Source organism: Microbacterium hydrocarbonoxydans (genome assembly GCF_000956475.1).
GTDB lineage: Bacteria > Actinomycetota > Actinomycetes > Actinomycetales > Microbacteriaceae > Microbacterium > Microbacterium hydrocarbonoxydans_A.
The window spans coordinates 520,718-541,786 of the sequence record NZ_JYJB01000010.1 but is presented as its reverse complement, the minus strand read 5'-3'; the positions used below and the strand labels follow the sequence as shown (position 1 = coordinate 541,786).

19 protein-coding genes and 1 tRNA gene are annotated in these 21,069 nt (G+C 68.7%); 13 read left to right on the top strand and 7 right to left on the bottom strand.

Annotation, left to right across the window (positions count from 1 at the left end; genetic code table 11):
- Positions 1 to 58 precede the first annotated feature (58 nt).
- The 3 genes from pdhA to RS84_RS15145 are packed head-to-tail and all read left to right on the top strand — an operon-like array spanning position 59 to position 3,527.
- Positions 59 to 1,174, top strand: coding sequence for a pyruvate dehydrogenase (acetyl-transferring) E1 component subunit alpha (gene pdhA / locus RS84_RS15155; protein ID WP_045258613.1), 1,116 nt, complete (start codon positions 59 to 61; stop codon positions 1,172 to 1,174).
- Between the two features lie 2 nt (positions 1,175 to 1,176).
- The gene (locus RS84_RS15150; RefSeq protein WP_045259232.1) at positions 1,177 to 2,187 is read left to right on the top strand and encodes an alpha-ketoacid dehydrogenase subunit beta; all 1,011 of its coding nucleotides are present in this window, start codon (positions 1,177 to 1,179) and stop codon (positions 2,185 to 2,187) included.
- Positions 2,184 to 3,527, top strand: a complete 1,344-nt coding sequence (locus RS84_RS15145) for a dihydrolipoamide acetyltransferase family protein (protein WP_045258612.1) — start codon at positions 2,184 to 2,186, stop codon at positions 3,525 to 3,527. The genes RS84_RS15150 and RS84_RS15145 overlap by 4 nt, the downstream gene beginning before the upstream one ends.
- Here RS84_RS15145 and RS84_RS15140 read toward each other — a convergent pair.
- Positions 3,520 to 4,113 (bottom strand): TetR/AcrR family transcriptional regulator, encoded by a 594-nt coding sequence (locus RS84_RS15140; protein WP_045258611.1) that lies wholly within the window; start codon positions 4,111 to 4,113, stop codon positions 3,520 to 3,522. The two genes, RS84_RS15145 and RS84_RS15140, sit on opposite strands and share 8 nt — an antisense overlap.
- A gap of 111 nt (positions 4,114 to 4,224) precedes the next feature.
- On the opposite strand from RS84_RS15140, the gene RS84_RS15135 reads away from it, so the two are divergent.
- From RS84_RS15135 to RS84_RS15115, 5 genes are read left to right on the top strand one after another with little or no spacing between them, the layout of a single operon-like run.
- Complete coding sequence (locus RS84_RS15135) at positions 4,225 to 5,778, top strand: carboxyl transferase domain-containing protein (protein ID WP_045258610.1); 1,554 nt, start codon at positions 4,225 to 4,227, stop codon at positions 5,776 to 5,778.
- Between the two features lie 4 nt (positions 5,779 to 5,782).
- A complete protein-coding gene (locus tag RS84_RS15130; protein ID WP_045258609.1) occupies positions 5,783 to 7,744 on the top strand; it encodes an acetyl/propionyl/methylcrotonyl-CoA carboxylase subunit alpha in 1,962 nt (653 codons plus the stop codon).
- Positions 7,744 to 8,892 carry an acyl-CoA dehydrogenase family protein gene (locus RS84_RS15125; RefSeq protein WP_321163045.1) on the top strand — a complete coding sequence of 383 codons (1,149 nt, stop codon included), beginning with the start codon at positions 7,744 to 7,746 and terminating at the stop codon, positions 8,890 to 8,892. Before RS84_RS15130 ends, RS84_RS15125 begins: the two co-directional genes overlap by 1 nt.
- Positions 8,893 to 8,901: 9 nt before the next feature.
- Positions 8,902 to 9,384, top strand: coding sequence for a MaoC family dehydratase (locus RS84_RS15120; RefSeq protein ID WP_045258607.1), 483 nt, complete (start codon positions 8,902 to 8,904; stop codon positions 9,382 to 9,384).
- Positions 9,381 to 10,187, top strand: a complete 807-nt coding sequence (locus tag RS84_RS15115) for an HpcH/HpaI aldolase/citrate lyase family protein (RefSeq protein WP_045258606.1) — start codon at positions 9,381 to 9,383, stop codon at positions 10,185 to 10,187. The genes RS84_RS15120 and RS84_RS15115 overlap by 4 nt, the downstream gene beginning before the upstream one ends.
- On the opposite strand, the gene RS84_RS15110 is transcribed toward RS84_RS15115, so the two are convergent.
- The 3 genes from RS84_RS15110 to RS84_RS15100 are packed head-to-tail and all read right to left on the bottom strand — an operon-like array spanning position 10,188 to position 12,909.
- Positions 10,188 to 11,492, bottom strand: coding sequence for an erythromycin esterase family protein (locus tag RS84_RS15110; RefSeq protein WP_045258605.1), 1,305 nt, complete (start codon positions 11,490 to 11,492; stop codon positions 10,188 to 10,190). It lies immediately after the preceding gene.
- Positions 11,493 to 11,494: 2 nt separating this feature from the next.
- Entirely contained in the window at positions 11,495 to 12,082 is a 588-nt protein-coding gene (locus RS84_RS15105; RefSeq protein WP_045258604.1) for a histidine phosphatase family protein, read from the bottom strand.
- Entirely contained in the window at positions 12,079 to 12,909 is an 831-nt protein-coding gene (locus tag RS84_RS15100) for a Sir2 family NAD-dependent protein deacetylase (RefSeq protein ID WP_045259231.1), read from the bottom strand. Before RS84_RS15100 ends, RS84_RS15105 begins: the two co-directional genes overlap by 4 nt.
- Positions 12,910 to 12,988: 79 nt before the next feature.
- Between RS84_RS15100 and RS84_RS15095 the strand changes: the two genes are divergently transcribed.
- The gene (locus RS84_RS15095) at positions 12,989 to 13,789 is read left to right on the top strand and encodes a TrmH family RNA methyltransferase (RefSeq protein ID WP_045258603.1); all 801 of its coding nucleotides are present in this window, start codon (positions 12,989 to 12,991) and stop codon (positions 13,787 to 13,789) included.
- A 15-nt stretch (positions 13,790 to 13,804) separates the two neighbouring features.
- Here the strand turns inward: RS84_RS15095 and RS84_RS15090 are convergent, their stop codons facing one another.
- Entirely contained in the window at positions 13,805 to 14,638 is an 834-nt protein-coding gene (locus RS84_RS15090) for an SGNH/GDSL hydrolase family protein (RefSeq protein WP_045259230.1), read from the bottom strand.
- 115 nt (positions 14,639 to 14,753) lie between these two features.
- Between RS84_RS15090 and RS84_RS15085 the strand changes: the two genes are divergently transcribed.
- Together RS84_RS15085 and RS84_RS15080 are read left to right on the top strand one after the other, a co-directional pair.
- Positions 14,754 to 16,496 (top strand): DEAD/DEAH box helicase, encoded by a 1,743-nt coding sequence (locus tag RS84_RS15085; protein ID WP_045258602.1) that lies wholly within the window; start codon positions 14,754 to 14,756, stop codon positions 16,494 to 16,496.
- Between the two features lie 110 nt (positions 16,497 to 16,606).
- Positions 16,607 to 17,704 carry a VIT1/CCC1 transporter family protein gene (locus RS84_RS15080; protein ID WP_045258601.1) on the top strand — a complete coding sequence of 366 codons (1,098 nt, stop codon included), beginning with the start codon at positions 16,607 to 16,609 and terminating at the stop codon, positions 17,702 to 17,704.
- 112 nt (positions 17,705 to 17,816) lie between these two features.
- Here the strand turns inward: RS84_RS15080 and RS84_RS15075 are convergent.
- A tRNA-Leu gene (locus RS84_RS15075) sits at positions 17,817 to 17,899 on the bottom strand.
- Positions 17,900 to 18,011: 112 nt separating this feature from the next.
- Here RS84_RS15075 and RS84_RS15070 point away from each other — a divergent pair.
- Together RS84_RS15070 and RS84_RS15065 are read left to right on the top strand one after the other, a co-directional pair.
- Complete coding sequence (locus RS84_RS15070) at positions 18,012 to 19,307, top strand: M20/M25/M40 family metallo-hydrolase (RefSeq protein ID WP_045258600.1); 1,296 nt, start codon at positions 18,012 to 18,014, stop codon at positions 19,305 to 19,307.
- Positions 19,308 to 19,349: 42 nt separating this feature from the next.
- Positions 19,350 to 20,177, top strand: coding sequence for an undecaprenyl-diphosphate phosphatase (locus RS84_RS15065; RefSeq protein WP_045258599.1), 828 nt, complete (start codon positions 19,350 to 19,352; stop codon positions 20,175 to 20,177).
- Here the strand turns inward: RS84_RS15065 and RS84_RS15060 are convergent.
- Complete coding sequence (locus RS84_RS15060; protein WP_045258598.1) at positions 20,167 to 21,015, bottom strand: PAC2 family protein; 849 nt, start codon at positions 21,013 to 21,015, stop codon at positions 20,167 to 20,169. The genes RS84_RS15065 and RS84_RS15060 overlap by 11 nt on opposite strands.
- Positions 21,016 to 21,069: the final 54 nt, after the last annotated feature.

The window sequence follows — 21,069 nt, the reverse complement described above, 5'->3', positions numbered from 1 at the left end:
AAGCCGGTGGACGACGTGCAGCGCCTCACGAGGGCGTTCGCGACAGAGGAGGACGAAGATGTCACCGCAACTCACACCGATCGTGGACACCGCGCAGGATCTGGAGCTCTCCGAGCGGATCCTCTCACCTGACGGCGCGCGCATCGCCAACCCCGCGCTCGACGCCTACGTCGCAGATGTGGATGCCGCCCAGCTGCGTTCCCTCCTGAGCGACATGGTGGTCCTGCGTCGCATCGACGCCGAGGGCATCGCACTCCAGCGACAGGGACAGCTCGGGCTCTGGGCCCCGTGCAACGGTCAGGAGGCGACACAGATCGGCACGGCCCGCGCGCTCGAGGACCGCGACTACGTCTTCCCCAGTTATCGCGAGACGGGAGTGATCTACGCACGCGGCGCCCGCGCAGGCGACTTCGTGCGGGCGTGGCGCGGTGAAGAGGGAGCCGCCTACGACCCTCGGGAGCTGCGCGTCGCGCCGCTGCAGATCATCATCGGGGCGCAGACCCTGCACGCCGTCGGCTATGCCCTCGGCATCAAGCACGACAAGGCCGATGAGGTCGCGGTGACCTACTTCGGCGACGGCGCCTCGAGTCAGGGCGACGTGAACGAGGCGATGGTCTTCGCCTCCTCCTACCAGGCGCCGGTCGTCTTCGTCTGCCAGAACAACCACTGGGCGATCTCCGAGCCGGTCTCCGTGCAGTCCCAGTTCCCCATCGCCGGACGCGCGCCCGGCTTCGGCATCCCGAGCCTGCGAGTGGACGGCAACGACGTGCTCGCGTGCATGGCGGCGATGCGCTGGGCGCTCGACCACGCGCGTTCCGGCAAGGGTCCCGCCTTCATCGAGGCCGTCACGTACCGGATGGGTCCGCACACCACGGCCGACGACCCGACCCGATACCGGTCCGAGGCCGATCTGGAGTCCTGGCGCCGGCGTGACCCGATCTCCCGTCTCGAAGCGCACCTGCGATCGATGGACGAGCTGAACGATGAGCAGCTCGCCGAGATCCAGACGGCAGCCGACACTGCCGCGCGGGAGATGCGCGCAGCATGCCTGGGCATGGTGACCCGCGAGCCCCTCGCGGTCTTCGATGGCGTGTACGCGGAACCGCACACCGGACTGCAGCGCCAGCGCGACGAGTACGCCGCGTACCTGGCTACGTTCGAAGGCGAGGCATGATCATGGCCGAGCTCACTCTCGGAAAGGCACTCGGTGCTGGGCTCCGCCGCGCGATGCTCGACGACGACAAGGTCGTCCTGCTCGGCGAGGACATCGGCAAGCTCGGGGGCGTCTTCCGCATCACCGACGGCCTGCTCGACGAGTTCGGTGCGGCGCGTGTGTTCGACACGCCGCTCGCCGAGTCGGGCATCGTCGGCACCGCCGTGGGGCTCGCCTTCCGCGGGTACCGACCGGTGGTCGAGATCCAGTTCGACGGCTTCGTGTACCCCGCGTTCGACCAGATCGTCTCCCAGGTCGCGAAGCTGCACTACCGGACCCAGGGACGGGTCAAGATGCCCATCACGATCCGCATCCCGTGGGCAGGCGGGATCGGCGCCGCCGAGCACCACTCAGAGTCGCCCGAAGCCTACTTCGTGCACACAGCCGGCCTGCGAGTGATCGCGGTGTCGAACCCCGAAGACGCGTATCGGAGTCTTCGTCAGGCGATCGCCAGCGACGATCCGGTGATCTTCTTCGAGCCCAAGCGGCTGTACCACCACAAGGGCGAAGTCGATCTGGACGCCCCTTTGGCGGATGCTGCGCCGATGGGTCTCGCACGGGTCGTCCGAGGTGGCACCGACGCGACGCTCATCACGTACGGCGCCATGGTGACCACGGCTCTCCAGGCGGCTGAGGCCGCCGAGGACGAGGGCATCTCGCTCGAGGTCATCGACCTGCGCTCGCTCTCACCCGTGGACTACGACTCGGTCGCCGCGTCCGTGCGCAAGACCGGGCGTGTCGTCGTCGCCCATGAAGCCTCGCGCGAGGCGGGCGTCGCCGCCGAGGTGATCGCCAGCATCACGGAGCGCTGCTTCGAGTACCTCGAGGCCGCCCCGCTCCGCGTCACCGGACACGACATCCCATACCCGCCCGCGAAGCTCGAGAAGTATCACCTGCCCGACCTCGATCGCCTGCTCGACGCGGTCGATCGGGTTCTCGACCGACCGAACAGCCTGACGGGAGCCGACGCATGATCGCCGAGTTCCACCTCCCGGATCTCGGCGAGGGCCTGACCGAGGCCGAGGTCGTGCAGTGGCTGGTCGCGCCGGGAGACACCGTGACGCTCAATCAGACTCTCGCCGAGGTCGAGACGGCGAAGGCGATCGTGGAGCTGCCCTCTCCCTATGAGGGCACGGTCTCCTCGCTGCACGCGGATGCCGGTCAGGTCGTCGCGGTCGGTGCGCCTCTGATCGCGTTCGACGTCGTAGGCGGCGACGAGCAGGCTCCGAGCGGAGCCGACGCGGCGGAGAAGTCTCAGCCGAACCTCGTCGGCTACGGCGCGGCTCCCTCGCAGGGCGGGCGCCCCGCGCGTCGTGCGCGACGGGCGGGCGCAGCGGTTGCCGCAGACACCGCCGTGCTGGAGGCCGCCCCCCATGACGCGAGGCCGACGGCCACTGTCGAGACGGTGATCGAGCGTCCACGGTCCACCCCGCCTGTACGTGCGTACGCGAACCGGCTCGGCGTCGATCTGGTGCTCGTGGCGGCAGGGGTCGGCGACCGCGTCATCACCAGGGCAGATATCGACGCGTACGCAGAGCGGGTCGGCATCGCCTCCGACACCGCCACCGAGCCTGTGGATGTTCCGACGTCGGCGGCGGCCCTGGCCCCCGAGGGCCGCGAGCTGCGCATCCCGATCAGGGGCGTGCGCAAGCACACGGCTGCGGCGATGGTGCAGAGCGCCTTCACGGCACCTCACGTCACGGTGTTCCTGACCGTCGACGTGACGGCGACGATGGAGCTCATCGCCTCGCTGCGCGAGGACCGCTCCCTGGCCGAGCATCGCATCGGTCCGCTCGCCGTCGTCGCGAAGGCCGCGTGCCTCGCCCTCGCGCGCACCCCCGGGCTCAACTCGCACTGGGATGAGCAGGCCGGCGAGATCGTGCAGTACAACTACGTCGATCTGGGCATCGCGGCCGCGACCGACCGAGGGCTGATCGTGCCGAACATCCGCGATGCCGAGCAGATGACGCTCGTCGACCTCGCGGATGCGCTGAAGACGCTCGCGGAGACGGCGCGGGCCGGCAAGACATCGCCGGCCGATCTCGCTGGCGGAACGTTCTCGATCTCGAACGTGGGAGTCTTCGGCGTCGACGCCGGCACGCCGATCCTGCCGCCGGGGCAGTCCGGAATCCTGGCTGTGGGAGCCGTCCGGCGCCAGCCGTGGGAGCACCGCGGTGAGATCGCGCTGCGTCAGGTCATGACCCTGAGCCTGTCGTTCGACCACCGTCTCGTGGACGGCGCCGAGGGCGCGCGATTCTTGAAGGACGTCGGCGACGTCCTTCAAGAGCCCGGCCGCGCGATGCTGCTCAGGTAGACGCGCGGAGTGCCGCATCGGCCATCGCGGCGAGAACCGTCGCGGTGGCCGAGTGGCGTCGTGCCTCCGCCCTCGTCGAGTGCGGCGTGGAGTTGATGAGGCCGAAGCACGCCTGCACCCGGAGACGGAGCTCGTCCTCACGTGCATCGATCAGCGGCGCGAGGGCAGCGATCCAGAGGTCGATGTAGGCACGCTGCAGGCGGCGCACCTCGGCGCGGTCCTCCTCTGCGAGGTGCGCGACATCTCGGTCCTGCACGCGGATGACATCGGCGTTGCCGAGCGCGAAATCGACATGGAAGCGGATGAGCGACAGCATCCGCTCCTCATCGGACGAGGCTGCGGCGGAGACCCGGCTGCCGCCGGAGACGAGATCCTCGCTGACCTTGACCAGGACTGCTCCGAGAAGAGCCTGCTTGCCGGCGAAATGACGGTAGACCGCGGGGCCAGAGACGCCGACGGCCGTGCCGATGTCTTCCAGGCTCACGCCGCTGTATCCGCGGGCGGCGAACAGCTGCGCGGCCTCGCGCAGGATCGCGTCGGAACGCGCGGCCTTCGCGCGGTCTCTGGCGGTGAGCGGGCTTGTCATCTCAGTTAATCCTCGCTAACCTGAATCATCGGGTTAGTGAACACTAACCGGAAACGCCCGCGACGCGCCACAGTGTTTCGCGGATGGACGTGACTCGAGGAGGAGTCCACCATGCATGCCACCCAGGAGTCGCTCGCGGCAGAGCTCCACGCTCGCCTGGCGCAGGCTGCGCTCGGCGGCCCGCTGGCCTCGCGCGAGCGCCATGTCGCCCGCGGCAAACTTCTTCCTCGCGACCGCGTAAGGCGGCTGCTCGACGAAGGCAGCCCCTTTCTGGAGATCGCGCCCCTCGCCGCCGACGGGCTGTACGAGGGAGAGGCACCGGGTGCAGGCGTGATCGCCGGCATCGGCCTCGTGCACGGCAGACACGTCATGGTGATCTGCAACGACGCCACGGTGAAAGGCGGCACCTACTTCCCGCTGACGGTCAAGAAGCACCTGCGCGCACAGGAGATCGCGCTGGAGAATCGGCTTCCCTGCCTCTACCTGGTCGACTCCGGCGGCGCCTTCCTGCCCAAGCAGGACGAGGTGTTCCCCGACCGAGAGCATTTCGGGCGGATCTTCTTCAATCAGGCGCGCATGTCGGCCGTCGGCATCCCGCAGCTCGCCGCCGTTCTCGGATCGTGCACGGCGGGCGGAGCCTACGTGCCGGCGATGAGTGACGAGACGGTGATCGTCCGCGGACAGGGCACGATCTTCCTCGGCGGTCCGCCCCTGGTCAAAGCCGCCATCGGCGAGATCGTCACCGCGGAGGAGCTCGGCGGAGGAGAGCTGCATGCCCGCCGCAGCGGCGTCGTGGACCACCTCGCCGAAGATGACGAGCATGCGCTCGAGATCCTGCGCGACATCGTCTCCACGCTTCCCGCCCCCGCGGCGCCGGCATGGGAGGTCTGGCCGAGCAGAGAGCCCGACGAGCCCTCGCCGCTGTACGACGTGGTTCCGGTGGACGTGAACGCCGGCTACGACGTACACGAGGTGATCGCACGACTGATCGATGGTGACTCCTTCCGTGAGTTCAAGGCGGAGTACGGCACGACTCTCGTCACGGGTTTCGCGCGACTGCACGGGCACCCGGTGGGGGTCATCGCCAACAACGGCGTCCTGTTCAGCGAATCGGCTCTCAAAGGCGCGCACTTCATCGAACTCTGCGACCAGCGGGGCATTCCTCTGCTCTTCCTCCAGAACATCACCGGATTCATGGTGGGTTCCGTCGCCGAAGCGGGTGGCATCGCGAAAGACGGCGCGAAGATGGTGACGGCTGTGGCCAGCACCCGAGTGCCGAAGCTCACGGTGATCATCGGCGGATCGTTCGGAGCGGGCAACTACTCGATGTGCGGCCGCGCCTACTCTCCGCGGTTCCTCTGGACGTGGCCGGCGAGCCGGATCTCGGTCATGGGCGGCGCGCAGGCGGCGTCGGTGCTCGCGACCGTGAAGGAAGACCAGCTCTCCGCCCGCGGCGAGGGTTGGACCCCTGAGGCGCGGGCGGAGTTCGAGGCGCCGATCCGCGAGCAGTACGAGCGGCAGGGCGAGCCCTATTACGCCACCGCACGCCTGTGGGACGACGGGATCATCGATCCCGTCGAGACGAGAGACGTGCTGGGTCTTGCGCTCGATGTCATCGCGCGCACACCTCTTCCCGAGCCCGGCTTCGGCCTCTTCCGGATGTGACTCCATGAACTCGACTGAACGCTCTTCCGAGCCGAAACCGTTCCACACGGTGCTCGTCGCCAACCGGGGCGAGATCGCCCGTCGCGTCATCCGCACGCTCCGTCGCCTCGGCATCCGGAGCGTGGTGGTGTACAGCGACGCGGATGCGTCAGCCCCGCACGTGCGCGAGGCCGACGACGCCGTCCGGATCGGCCCCGCGCCAGCATCCGAGTCATATCTCGACATCGACGCAGTGATCGCCGCTGCGCGCGCGACGGGAGCACAGGGCATCCATCCGGGCTACGGATTCCTCTCCGAGAGCGTAGGACTCGCCGAGGCCTGCGCCGAGAGCGGCATCGTCTTCATCGGACCGTCGACCGAGGCTCTGCAGATCATGGGCGACAAGGCGCGGGCTCGCGAGCATGTCGTCCGCTCCGGCGTCCCCGTCGTCCCCGGCTTCGACGCGCGCGGACTGTCGGACGCGGAGATCGCGGAGGAAGCGGGTGCCGTCGGCTTCCCGCTGCTGGTCAAGCCCAGCGCCGGCGGCGGCGGCAAAGGCATGGAGGTCGTGACGGGCGCGTCGAGCCTCGCCTCCGCGCTCGCCTCGGCTCGTCGGGTGGCGGCGGCCGCATTCGGAGACGATGCCCTGATCCTCGAGCGGCTGATCCGTCGCCCTCGGCACATCGAGGTGCAGGTGTTCGGCGACTCGCACGGCACGGTGATCGCCCTCGGCGAGCGCGAGTGCACGCTGCAGCGGCGTCATCAGAAGGTGATGGAGGAGGCCCCTTCGGCCGGCATCCCCGACGCCACCCGACAGCGGCTTCTCGACGCGGCCGTGCTCGCCGCGCAGAGCGTGTCGTACGTCGGAGCGGGCACCGTCGAGTTCCTGATCGACGCCGACGCGCCGGACGAGGTGTTCTTCATAGAGATGAACACGCGTCTGCAGGTCGAGCATCCGGTCACAGAGGAGGTCACCGGGCTCGATCTGGTCGAGCTGCAGCTGCGGGTCGCCGCGGGCCTGACGCTCACACCGGCGCCGCGCCTGCGCGGGCACGCGATCGAAGCGCGGATCTATGCCGAATCTCCCGAGCGCGGGTTCCTGCCCTCGACCGGGCGCGTGCTGCTGTTCGAACCGCCGACGGGCGTGCGCGTCGACGCCGCGATCGAGACCGGTTCTGACGTGACAGGGCACTACGACCCGATGATCGCGAAGGTGATCGCTGTCGCGGATGACCGGCCCACAGCCCTCCGCCAGCTCGACGACGCCCTGAGCCGCACGGTCGTACTGGGCGTGGAGACGAACATCGCGTTCCTGCGCCGGTTGTGCGGCGATCTCAGGGTGGTGGAGGGCGACCTCGACACCGGCCTCATCGACACACTGCTGCCGTTCGCAGCAGAGCCGGCGAGCGAGCGGATGCTGGCTGCCGCGCGATGGCATGTGCTGCACGAGGGCACACAGACAGGGCGCATCCTCTCTCCCGTCGAACTCGCCGGTCGGGCCGGAGGCACCTGGAGTGAGCTCACCGACCCCGATGCACGTGCACTCGCATTCGTCGATGATGACGATGTCGTGCACGATGCCGCTCCGTCGCGCGTGGCACCGGGCATCCGCGCCGCAACGGATGCCGACGGCGGCGTCTGGGTCTCCGCCGACGGGCGCTCACTGCGTCTTCGCCCTCTCGATCGCAGACAGCGGATGCTGCGCCGCCTCGCCGCGCGCGACATCGCCGCAGCGGCGACCGAGCCGGAGGCGCGCGCCCCCATGCCCGGCAGTGTCGTCGCCGTGCACGTCGCCGACGGCGCCGAGGTGCGAGCCGGTGACGCTCTCGTGTCGATCGAGGCGATGAAGATGGAGCATCTGGTGGTGGCGCCGCACGACGGTGCCGTGCACGTCCTGGTCGCGACCGGCGATCAGGTGCGGCGCGATCAACCGGTCGCCCGCGTCACGACGAACCCCGCACACGGGGCGACGGAGGAGAGCCGATGATGGAAGATCTGACCGAGGAGGAGCGGGAGCTCGCGGCGATGGTGCGGGAGTTCGCCGAGACGGTCGTCGCACCGAGGTCGTACGAGGCCGATCGCACCCACACGCTGCCGATGGACGTCGTCGCGCAGATGGGGGAGCTGGGGCTGTTCGGGCTGCCGTTCCCGGAGGAGTACGGCGGACAGGGCGGCGACTACATGGCGCTCGGCCTCGCGATCGAGGCGATCGGGCGGGTGGACCAGTCGCTCGCGATCACGCTCGAGGCCGGGGTCAGCCTGGGGGCGATGCCCATCTACCGGTTCGGCACGGAGGAGCAGAAGCGAGAGCTCCTGCCGGATCTCCTTGCCGGACGTGCGCTTGCGGGATTCGGGCTCACCGAACCAGAGGCAGGCAGCGATGCCGGCGCGACGCGTACGACGGCGCGGCTCGATGGCGACGAGTGGGTGATCGACGGTTCGAAGCAGTTCATCACGAACTCGGGCACCTCGATCACCCGTTTCGTGACGGTCACCGCCGTCACAGGCGCGGAGGGCGGACGCAAGGAGATCTCGACCATCATCGTGCCGAACGGCACGCCCGGATTCACTGTGGAGGCGCCGTACGACAAGGTCGGCTGGAACGCCTCCGACACCCATCCGCTCACCTTCACCGGCGCTCGGGTGCCGGCCGGCAACCTGCTCGGAGACCGGGGGACCGGCTTCCGGAGCTTCCTCAGCATCCTCGACGAGGGCCGCATCGCGATCGCGGCGCTGGCGACGGGAGCTGCGGAGGGATGCCTGGAGGCGGCTGTCGAGTACGCCAAGAGCAGGACGGTCTTCGGCAGTGCGCTGAGCACCAGGCAGAACGCGCAGTTCACCCTCGCGAGGATGCGGGCGCGGGTGCACACGGCGCGTCTCGCGTGGCAGCATGCCGCGCGGCTCCGCGACTCGGGTCGGCCGTTCGCCGAGCAGGCGGCGATCGCGAAACTCGTCTCCGGCGAAGCGGCGATGGACAATGCCCGCGACGCCACCCAGGTCTTCGGCGGCAACGGCTTCATGAACGAGTTCCCGGTCGCCCGGCATTACCGCGACTCGAAGATCCTCGAGATCGGCGAGGGCACGACCGAGGTGCAGCTGCTCGTCATCGCCCGCTCGCTGGGACTCGCCGGGTAGCGTGGCACCGTGGCTCGAGACATCATTCAGCGCGGCCTCTACTTCGAGGAGTTCGAGGTGGACGCCCGCTATCTGCACAGGCCCGGCCGCACGGCGACCGAGGCCGACAACGTTCTGTTCACCACGCTGACGATGAACACCCAGGCGCTACACCTCGATGCGGCGTTCGCGCAGTCGCAGGAGTTCGGTCAGCGGCTGATGAACTCGATGTGGACACTGTCGACCATGGTGGGAAGCTCCGTGGCACAGCTGACGCAGGGCACGCTCGTGGCGCAGCTCGGCCTCGGAGACATCGCGTTCCCGCATCCGCTCTTCGCCGGCGACACCCTGTACACCGAGAGCACGATCGTCGAGAAGCGGCTCTCGTCGTCTCGGCCCTCGCAGGGCATCGTCACGATCGCGCACACCGGCCGCAACCAGGACGACGTGGTCGTCGCAACGGCGACGCGCACCGTTCTGGTGCACCGCGTGCCGGGGGAGGAGCCGAGATGAGCTTCGAGCTGGGACCCGCCCTGCTGTTCTGCCCGGCCGATCGCCCCGAGCGCTTCGACGGAGCGCTGGAGAAGGCGGATGCGGTGATCCTCGACCTCGAGGACGCCGTGCTGCCAGAGGCGAAGGCCGCCGCACGTGACAACGTGGTCGCCGCCGGACTCGATCCCGAACGCGTGATCGTGAGAGTCAACGCACCGGGCTCGGAGGCCTTCGGAGACGACCTCGCAGCCCTCGCTCGCACAGGCTTCCGCACCGTCATGGTCGCCAAGACCGAAGCTCCCGAGGCTCTGGATGTGTTCGACGACGACGTCTCCGTCATCGCCCTGTGCGAGACCGCACGCGGAATCAGCGCAGCCGACAAGATCGCCGCTCACCCGCGGGTCGTCGCCATGATGTGGGGTGCGGAGGATCTTGTGGCGTCGCTCGGCGGCACCTCGAGCCGCACCACCGAGGGCGGGTACCGCGACATCGCGCGCTTCGCACGGTCGCGGGTGCTGCTCGAGGCGGGCGCACGCGGCAAGGCGGCGATCGACGCCGTGCACATCGCGATCGACGACCTCGACGGGCTCCAGCACGAAGCGACGGATGCCGCGGCCTCCGGATTCCGGGCGACGGCCTGCATCCACCCGAAGCAGGTCTCGGTGATCAGAGCCGCCTATCGGCCTCAGACCGATGAGATCGAGTGGGCCCGCGCGGTGCTGGAGGCCGCCGCGAGCGAGCGCGGAGTGTTCCGGTTCCGCGGCCGGATGATCGACGAGCCCGTGCTCCGGCACGCCAGATCGACGATCTCCCGCGCGGGCTGATCAGCTCCAGTGGCCCCTTGCGTCGATCCAGGTATGCCAGGGAGACAGCCGTTCGACGTGCAGGATGCCGTCGAAGGCCGCCCGGATGTCGGCGAGCTCGACCTCGGGTCCGTTGTGGGTCCCGACGGCAGCGCCGATGCTGTCAGGAGCCTCCGCCAGATCGATGAACAGGCTACCGGAGGCTCGGGCCGCCAACATGCCGTCCAGAGTGTCCGGTCGCGGAGAGGGCAGAGGCTCGATGAACGGCGTGGAGTGGCCGGGCTCATCCTGAGGTCCTGGCCGGTGCAGCCATGCCTCGCCACCTCCGAATGTGGTGCCGATCACCCGCAGGTCACCTCCCAGTCGCGCCGCCAGATGCGTCCCCACGGTCGCAAGCGGCTCGCTGACGAACGGAGGAGCGAGGTAAGGCGTCCTGCGAACATGCCCATTGGCGGCGAACACGAGAACACGCTCTTCCCGCTCGAGGATCCACTCCACGGTGTCGGCCATGGCCGAATCGCGGATGTTCGCGGGCGCCCACGTGCGGGTGGGGCCCTCGCTCATCGCCGCGAGGAAAGCGTCAGTGCTGCGGGCGAGCTCCGACGCGCGGATCGCGAACGCGACGTGCTCGGGGTCGGCTCCCGCGGCACAGTAGTCGGTCGCGCGTGCGCGCAGCCGCTCGGTCATGGCGTTGATCGCCGACGTCATGGCATGGCGTCGGGCGTCGTCCAGAGCGAGGTACGACTGGATCGCGGTCGCGGCGCGAGCGAGGCCTGATCGGTCGGCCGGGAGGTGGTCGAAGCCTCCGAGCAAGGTCGCACGCAGGTGTTCGGCATAGCGCGGATCGGCCCGGTCGAGGAAGGCGATGACCTCGCGCACCGCGGGAAGCGCGGTCGCCGCGGAGTCCGGGATGTCCATGCCGTAGAAGCGCACGGGCTCGCTGGAGACAGCGCGTTCGCGCATCCATACGACGAGGTCGAGCGCCTCCTGACATTTGCCGAAGTGATACGTGATGCCGTCTGTCAGCACACTGCGGAGACCGCCTTCTCCCGTGCGCACCCAGTTGTCCACGGGCTGGCCTTCGATGAAGCCGCTCTCCAGCACGAGAGCCGTAAAGCCTGCGTGTTCCACGAGGAATCGCAGGATCCTCGCACGCCACGCGAGGAACTCGTGAGCGCGATGCATCGACTCTCCGAGCGCGACGACGCGCGCGTCGCCGACGAATGTCAACAGCGGCTCCAGTTGCGCATCCGAGACCTCGTCGGGTTCGACGTCATCGAAGCGGACGGCGGCTGTTCGCAGCCAGTCCGCCAGATCGTCGCTCATCGTCAGAGCGCGTACGACTGCTCGAGCAGGCGCACCGAGGCCGGCGACACCTCGAAGCGGTGGACCGACCCGTTGGCCAGGACGTCGCCGACCCGGGGGAGCGTTCCGCCGGACACGTGATCGATCAGCGAGCGGATCACGCCGCCGTGCGCGACCACGATCACCGATTCCGCGACAGGTGCCGAGCGCCGTCGAGCTTCACGAGCGATGCGGTGCAGGCCGCGGAGCGCCCGTTCGCAGACCTCCTCGAGCGTCTCAGCGCCGGGGACCGGCGCATGCCAGTCGCCGTACTTCTCGAGATAGTCGGGAACCAGCATCCCCTCGCCCTCGCCGAACTCGCGCTCGCGGATCTCAGGGACGAGTGCGGGGGATCCGAGGCCCAGTTCGGCGGAGATGATCTCGGCGGTCTCCCTGGCACGAAGCAGCGGGCTCGCGTAGATGGTGTGGTGCACCGAGTCGCTGAGCCGCGCAGCGGCCGTGCGTGCGTCGGCCCTCCCGGTCTCGTTCAGCGGGATGTCGGTCGTGCCCTGGATGCGGCGGGCCAGGTTCCAGTCGGTCTGGCCGTGTCGGACGAGGGTGATGAGGGTCACTGCAGGAGCTCCTGGATGGCGGGGAGCACGACGCTCGTGCCCGACGCGAGCGTGAGGTCCGCCCAGGTGTCGGCGCGAGTGGGCTCGTGGTTGACGATGATGAGGGGAATGCCGCGGCGACGAGCGCGCTCGACCAGGCGCACGCCGGAGTTGACCACGAGCGAGGATCCGGCGACGATCAGCGCCGAGCTCGCACGCAGCAGGGACTCGGCCGCCTTGAACCTGTCCTGCGGGACGTACTCGCCGAAGAACACGACGTCGGGCTTCAGCATCCCCTCGCATACAGTGCACACCGGAACGACGAAGCCATCGGTGCTCTCCGGCAGGACGTCGCCGTCGGGTGCCAGCAGAACGTTCTCCGGCACCGTGATCCAGGGGTTGCGCTCCTCGATCTGCCGGGCGATGTCGCGGCGGTCGAAGACCTGACCGCAGTGCAGGCAGAGCACTCGGCGCATGGTCCCGTGCACCTCGATCACGTGGGAGCTGCCGGCGCGCAGGTGCAGGCCGTCGACGTTCTGGGTGATCACGCCGCTCACGACGCCACCCGCCTCCATCTCGGCGAGAGCGATGTGCCCGGCGTTCGGCTCGGCCTGCGCGAACGCCCGCCAGCCGAGGTGCCCGCCGACCCAGTATCGGCGCCTGGCTGCCTCATCGCCCAGATACTTCTGGATCGTCATGGGGTCGGAGCGGGTCCGGGCGCCCTCGCCACGGTATGCGGGGATGCCGGAGTCGGTCGAGATGCCGGCGCCCGTGAGCAGGGCGATCTTGCGGCCTCGGAGAAGGTCTGCGGCCTTCTCGACGCGAGCGTCGAGCTCTTCATCCGTCATCGCGGTCACGGAACCTCCCTCAGCGAGTCTACGGGGCGCGCAACTCGACGGCTCTCCGCTCATGACACAGTTGAGGTCTATGGAACTGATCGAGATCGCCTCGGCGGACGACGCGCGGCTGGACGACTACCGGGCGCTCACGGACACCGCGCTGCGCGCGGCGTCGGAGCCTGAGGGAGGCCTCTACATCGCCGAGTCGGCGAAGGTCATCGAGCGTGCCGTGGCTGCAGGTCACCGCCCGCGGTCGGTCATGGTGCAGCGGCGCTGGGTCGACGGCATCCGCGCTCTGCTGGTCGATCACGATGTTCCGGTCTATGTCGTCCCCGATGAGGTGGCCGAGGCCGTCACCGGCTTCGCCGTGCACAGAGGAGCTCTCGCCTCGATGCACCGGCCGACGCTGCCCTCGGTCGCCGAGATCGTCGCGGATGCCTCGCTGATCCTGCTTCTCGAGGGGATCGGTGATCACACGAACGTCGGCGCGGCCTTCCGCGCTGCGGCCGGCCTCGGGGCGGATGCCGTGCTCGTGTCGCCGCGCTGCGCGGATCCGCTGTATCGCCGCAGCGTACGCGTGAGCATGGGAACGGTGTTCCAGGTGCCGTGGACGCGGATCGATGAGTGGGAGACAGGCGTCGCGGATCTGCACGCCGCGGGGATCGAACTCGCGGCCCTTGCGCTGGCCGACGATGCGGTGCCTCTGGATGCGTTCGCACGCAACCGGCCCGCACGTGTAGCTCTCATGATGGGTTCCGAGGGCGACGGTCTCTCTCCGGAGGCCCTCGCCTCCGCCGACACCGTCGTCACGATCCCGATGACCGGGGGAGTGGACTCCCTCAACGTCGCGTCGGCGGCTGCCGTCGCCCTGTGGGCGGTGTCGCGCTGACCGGCGCCGCCGCCGTCAGCTCCGGTCCGTCTCGAGCCGGATGATGGGAGCGGCCTCCGGCCGCTTGGCCGCGACGTGGTCTCCGGACGACTGATGGCGTAGACGGCGCAGCACCCATGGTACGAGGTGCTCACGTGCCCAGCCCAGATCCTCGCCACGGGCTTCGCGCCACGTGCGCACCGGGACAGGCTCCGGCTGCATCGCCTCGAGATCGTTCGGAACGTTCAGGGCGCGCAGCACCATGCGCGCGACCTCGTGGTGTCCGAGCGCGTTGTAGTGCAGGCGGTCGTCATCGAAGAACCGCGGGTCCTGCACGACCTTGAGCGCCCACTGATCCGCCACGATGCAGTCGTGCCGGTCTGCGATCGCTCGCACGTTCTCGTTGTAGATCGCCACCTTGCCGCGGAACGGACGGAAGACCGGGGTGAACCCCGTGTCGATGCCCGTGAACAGGACGACGGCGGCGCCGGTCGATGCGAGCCGCGCGACCGCGTCCTCGAGCTGCACGGCGATCGCGTCGGGGTCGGTGCCGGGGCGGATGACGTCGTTACCGCCGGCGCAGATGGAGACCAGGTCGGGGCGCAGAGCGACAGCGGGCTCGATCTGGTCGTTGACGATCTGCGCGATCAGCTTGCCGCGCACGGCCAGGTTCGCGTAGGCGAAGTCGTCGACCTGCTGCGAGAGCACCTCGGCGACACGATCGGCCCAGCCTCGGTGGCTGCCGGGCACCGAGGGATCGGGATCGCCGATTCCTTCGGTGAACGAGTCTCCGACCGCGACGAAGCGTCGCCACGGGTGCGGGGTCTCGTTGGCCACGAATGGGGTCCGGGTCGAATCCTGGTCGGTCATCCAGCTCTCCTTCACGAACATGCGCCGTCCGTGGTTCGCGGCGGCGCAGACCACGAGCCTACCGGCATGCGTCCTCGTGCGCCGGGTGTCGGATGCACCGATTATCTTTGAAGGGATGCTTTCTCCTTCCTTCCCTCAGCGCGCCCCGTGGGGCACGGCGAACAAGCTGCGGGCCTGGCAGCAGGAGGCGCTCGAGCAGTATTTCCAGGCGGACAAGCGGGACTTCCTCGTCGCCGCGACGCCCGGAGCAGGCAAGACCACGTTCGCGCTGACGCTCGCCGTCGAGCTGATGCGCACAGGCGAAGTGAACCGGATCATCGTGGTCGCGCCCACCGAGCACCTGAAGACGCAGTGGGCGGATGCCGCTGCGCGCGTGCACATCAGGCTCGACCCGTATTTCAAGAACAGCCACTGGGCTCCGGCGCGGCAGTACCACGGCGTGGTCGTCACATACGCCCAGGTCGCGGCGAAATCGTCCGTGCATCGACACCTGACCGAAGACGCCAAGACCCTGGTGATCCTCGACGAGGTGCACCACGGCGGTGACGCGCTGAGCTGGGGCGACGCGATCCGCGACGCCTACGGTCCCGCCAAGCGCCGACTGCTGCTGAGCGGTACGCCGTTCCGCAGCGACACGGCGCCGATCCCGTTCGTCGAGTACCTGCCCGACGAATCCGGCGCGCGCATATCGAGCACCGACTACAACTACGGCTACGGCCGCGCCCTCGCCGACGGCGTCGTGCGACCGGTGCTGTTCCACATGTATGCGGGCAAGATGCGCTGGCGCACCAGCGCCGGCGACGAGCTCGAGGCGCATCTCGGTCAGGACAACACCAAGGACGTCAACTCCCAGGCCTGGCGCACGGCGCTGGACCCTGAGGGGTCGTGGATGCCGGCGGTTCTCTCGGCGGCCGATCGGCGTCTCACCGAGATCCGCCATCACGTTCCGGATGCCGGCGGGCTGGTGCTCGCCACGGATCAGACCGTCGCGCGAGCCTACGCCAAGATCCTGCACGGAATCACGGGGCGCCAACCGACGATCGTGCTCTCCGACGACGCCTCGGCCTCTGAACGGATCGAGAAGTTCAGCGCGAGCGACGACCGCTGGATGGTCGCGGTGCGCATGGTCTCGGAGGGTGTGGACGTCCCGCGTTTGGCAGTCGGCGTGTACGCCACGTCTTCGTCGACTCCGCTGTTCTTCGCCCAGGCCATCGGGCGGTTCGTGCGGGCCCGGCGCCGCGGCGAGGCCGCGAGCGTCTTCCTGCCCAACGTGCCCGTGCTGATGGGGCTCGCGAACGAGCTCGAGAAGCAGCGCGACCACGCTCTGGACCGGCACGACAAAGACGCCGACGGGCTCGACGACTCGCTGCTCGAAAGCGCGAATCGCGAAGACGACGCCTCAGACGCCCTCACGCAGGAGTTCACCTATCAGGCGCTCTCATCGATCGCGCACTTCGACCGTGTGGTGTTCGACGGCAAGGACTTCGGACAGCTCGCCGAGCCCGGCACCCCCGAGGAGGAGGAGTTCATCGGGTTCCCTGGACTTCTCGAACCCGAGCATGTGCACGAGCTGCTCATGCAGCGCGCCGCACGCCAGTCGCGGCTGCGCGAGGTGAGAGAGTCGACCGCCGGCCCGACCGAGACGACGACCCTGCCTGCGCCCCTGCACCGCACTCTCAAAGAGCAGCGGCAGCTGCTGAACAGCCTCGTCGGGCTGTACGCCCGTCAGACCGGTGAACCGCACGGCTCGGTTCATGCCGAGCTGCGGCGGATCTGCGGAGGCCCGGCCGTGGCGCAGGCCACGGTGACGCAGCTGCAGTCGCGCATCGAGGTGCTGCGCAAGCGCGTGCGCTCCTGAGCCCGTCGACGGGTTCGGATTCCCGAAATCCTGGCAATCCTCGTCCTGAGGCCATGTCGCGGCATCCGCACGGATAGCGTTGAACGGTTGTCCGAATCCTGGAGGAATGCATGACAGCCCCCGCTGCCGCAGAGCCCACCGCCGCAGATCGTCGCCGATGGGCGCGCTACCTCGTCGAGGAGCGCGCCGAAGGCACGGTCTACCAGAGACTCGCCGCTCGCCGGGACGGTGAAGAACGCGAGATCCTGCTGAGCCTGGCGGAGGCCGAGCGTCGTCACGAGCAGCACTGGCTGGACCTGCTCGGGAACGAGCCGGCGCGTCTGCCTCGTGCGGGTCTGCGCTCTCGGATGCTCGGATGGATGGCTGGACGCTTCGGCTCGATCTTCGTCCTCGCTCTCGCGCAGAGCGCGGAGGCCCGATCGCCCTACGACACGGAGGCCTGGGCCTCGCCGGCGATGCGTGCCGACGAGAAGGTGCACTACGAGGTCGTTCGCGGGCTGGCGGCGCGCGGGAGGCGTCGGCTGTCCGGGTCGTTCCGCGCAGCGGTGTTCGGAGCGAACGACGGCCTGGTCAGCAATCTCGCTCTCGTGCTCGGCATCGGTGCGACCGGAGTCAGCAGCGCCTTCGTGCTGTTCAGCGGCATCGCCGGTCTGCTCGCCGGCGCCCTGTCGATGGGGGCGGGGGAGTTCGTCTCGGTGCGCTCGCAGCGCGAGCTCCTCGCCTCGACGGAGGCGAACGACGATGCGGCGGCTTCCGCCGCCGACCTCGACATCGACGAGAACGAGCTGGCACTCGTCTATCGCGCGCGCGGTATGGACGAGGCGGAATCTCTCAGTCGCGCGCGAAAGATCGTGACGGCGGCTCGAGCCGGGGTTCAGCACACGAGCACCGGCCCCGTGGGCACGCACCACGGCACCGATCACGAGATCGTGGGCAGCGACTGGACCGCCGCGATCTCGAGTTTCCTGCTGTTCGCCTCCGGAGCGATCGTTCCGGTGCTCCCGTGGATCTTCGGCCTGCAGGGTGCCACGGCCGTCATCGTCGCGCTCGTCCTCGTCGGCATCGCTCTGCTGTCGACGGGTGCGATGGTCGGCATCCTCTCCGGAGGACCGCCTCTGCGTCGGGCCATGCGCCAGCTCGCGATCGGCTTCGGAGCGGCGGCGATCACCTACGTGCTCGGTCTGGTGTTCGGGGTGGGCGCGCTGTAGCGGCGCGAGCGCCGTCTCCTCGGGAGGCGGCTGTGGTGGCAACCAGCCGCAGCCGCCCCGTGGAAACGACGAAGAGCCCCGATCCTCAGGACCGGGGCTCTTCATCGTTCTGTGCGCGGAGGGGGACTTGAACCCCCACGCCCTATCGGGCACTAGCACCTCAAGCTAGCGCGTCTACCATTCCGCCACCCGCGCAGGTGTTGGATGTTCGTTGCCGAACGAAGATTTACATTAGCACGGGGGAGGGGGCACTCTGAAACCGGCCGAGACGCCCGGGCGCGCCCCGCCGGTTCGATAGCCTTGACCCATGACTGCCCAGCCGCTTCCCGAGGTCGTCCGCATCGCCGGCGAGCTGATCCGCATCGACACGTCGAACTACGGCGGAGGCAACGCGAAGGGCGAGCGCGAGGCGGCGGAGTACGTGGGACGGTTCCTGGAAGGACTCGGCTTGGAGGTCGAGTACTACGAGCCGATTCCGCGCCGCACGAACGTGATGGCCCGCATCGCCGGGCGCGATCGATCCAAGCCCGCTCTCGTCGTCCACGGGCACCTCGACGTCGTCCCCGCCGTGGCGGAGGACTGGACCGTCGATCCGTTCGCCGGCATCGTGCAGGACGGGATGCTGTGGGGCCGCGGAGCGGTGGACATGAAGAACATGGACGCCATGATCCTCACGGCGGTCGCCGACATCATCCGCGCGGGGGAGCAGCCGGAGCGCGACCTGATCCTCGTCTTCTTCGCCGATGAGGAGAACGGCGGCGTGGAGGGATCCGCCCTCGTCGTCCAGAACAAGCCCGAGTGGTTCGAGGGCGCGACCGAGGCGATCAGCGAGGTCGGCGGCTACTCGATCACCGTCGACGACAGGCGCGCGTACCTGCTGCAGGTGGGCGAGAAGGCCATGATCTGGATCCGTCTCGTCGCGAAGGGCCGCGCGGGTCACGGCAGCCGCCTGCACGAAGACAACGCGGTGACGAAGCTCGCCGAAGCTGTCGCCGCGATCGGACGCACCCGCTGGCCGATCCACCTCACCGACACCACCAGAGCGCTGCTCGAAGGACTCAGCGAGCTCAGCGGCCGTTCTGTCGACGACCCGGACGCGCTGGCCGCGGCATCCGGCCCTGCCGAGGCGTTCCTTCGCTCCACCTTCCGCACCACGACGAACCCGACCGCCCTGACGGCCGGTTACAAGCACAATGTGATCCCCGAGCGCGCCGAAGCGCTGATCGACGTGCGAGTGATCCCCGGCACAGAAGACGACGTCCTCGCCGAGTTGCAGCGCATCGTCGGCGACGAGATCGCAATCGAGATCGTGGTGCAGGACATCGGGATGGAGACGCCGTTCGAGGGCGGCCTGGTCGAGGCCATGGTCGCGAGCATCGGCGCACACGACCCCGGCGTTCCCGTGATCCCGTACCTGCTCGGCGCGGGCACCGACAACAAGGCTCTCGCATCCCTCGGCATCACCGGCTACGGATTCGCGCCCCTGCGACTGCCCGCCGATCTCGACTTCACGGGCATGTTCCACGGTGTCGATGAGCGAGTGCCCGTAGACTCGCTTGTCTTCGGTCAGCAGGTGCTGGCCGATCTGCTGCGCTCGTACTGAGCGCCCGACTCCCGCCGGCGCAGCCCGCACAGAAGGCCCCGTATGAACCTGCTCGAAGCCCTCCTCCTCGGCATCGTCCAGGGACTCACCGAGTTCCTGCCGATCTCGTCCAGCGCGCATCTGCGCATCGTGGGCAGCTTCCTGCCCTCGGGCGAGGACCCCGGTGCCGCCTTCACCGCGATCACGCAGATCGGCACCGAGGCTGCGGTCGTGGTGTTCTTCTGGCGCGACATCGTGCGGATCATCTCGCACTGGTTCCGGTCTCTGACCGGCAAGATTCCCCGCAACGATCCCGACGCGCGCATGGGCTGGATGATCATCATCGGCAGCGTCCCGATCGTCGTGCTCGGACTGCTCTTCCAGGACCAGATCGAGAGCGTTCTGCGATCGCTGTGGATCGTCGCCGTGATGCTGATCGTCTTCGGCATCCTGCTCGGCATCGCCGATCACATCGGCGCGAAGCGCCGCAATCTCGACGATCTCACCTATCCGCACGGCATCGCCTACGGCTTCGCGCAGGCCCTCGCCCTGATCCCCGGCGTTTCGCGTTCGGGAGGCACCATCACGATGGGTCTGTTCCTCGGCTACGAGCGCGCGGCAGCAGCACGCTACGCGTTCCTGCTCGCGATCCCCGCGGTCTTCGGCAGCGGATTCTTCCAGGTCTACAAGAGTTGGGACGAGCCGAACCAGCACTTCTCCTTCGGCGAGACCCTCGCGGCGACCGGAATCGCCTTCGTCGTGGCACTCGGCGTCATCGCGTTCTTCATGAACTGGATCTCGAAGCGCAGCTTCCTGCCGTTCGTGATCTACCGCGTGCTGCTGGGCACAGCGCTGCTGGTGCTGCTCAGCACCGGCGTGCTCACCGCTTGAGATCTCCGGGGCCGTCGCCGCGCCGCTTCAGGTAGCGCTCGAAGGCCTGAGCGATCGCATCGCCGGACGCCTCGGGCGAGTCCCAGGTGTCCCGCGTGCGCTCGAGCTGTCGGATGTACTCGGCCATGTCCTCGTCGTCGGCGGCCGCCGCATCGATCGACGCCTCCCAAGCCGCCGCTTCGGTGCGCAGGTTGTCGCGGGGCACATCGACCCCGGTGAGCTCCTCGAGACGGTCGAGCAGAGCGAGAGTGACCTTGGGGGAGGGCGTGGCAGAGGCGACGTAATGCGGCACGCTCGCCCAGAGGCTCGCTGTGGGGATGCCGGCGTTCTCGGCGAAGTGCTCGAACACGCTCAGGATGCCCACCGGGCCCTCGTAGAGCGATCGCTCGAGTCCGTAAGCTTCGCGGACCTCGTCGTTCTGACTCGACGCGAAGATCGAGATGGGGCGGGTATGCGGCACATCCGACAGCATGGCCCCGAGCGTCACGAGCCCGGTGACGTCGTCACGCAGCGCGACGTCGATGAACTCCGACGCAAACGCCTGCCAGGTGCGGGCGGGCTCGACTCCGGTGAGGAGCCAGAACTCGGGCCCTGATGCGGGATCACGCGGACGCCACAGTCCCGCCTCCGGCCACGTCAGCTGGCGGCGTCCCTCGCCGTCCATCTTGGTGGCGGGGCGGGTGTACTGATAGTCGAAGTAGAGCTCCGGGTCGATCGAGTGCACGAGGTCGTAGTCGGTCATCGATCGCAGAGCTGCGATCGCGCCACTCGCCGCCTCGCCGGCGTCGTTCCAGCCGTCGAAGGCGGCGATGATGATGCGCGAACCGAGAACATCCATCGTGTGCTCCCTTCATGACGGTGGACGGGGTATCCCTCCAGGCTAGTCCGCGAC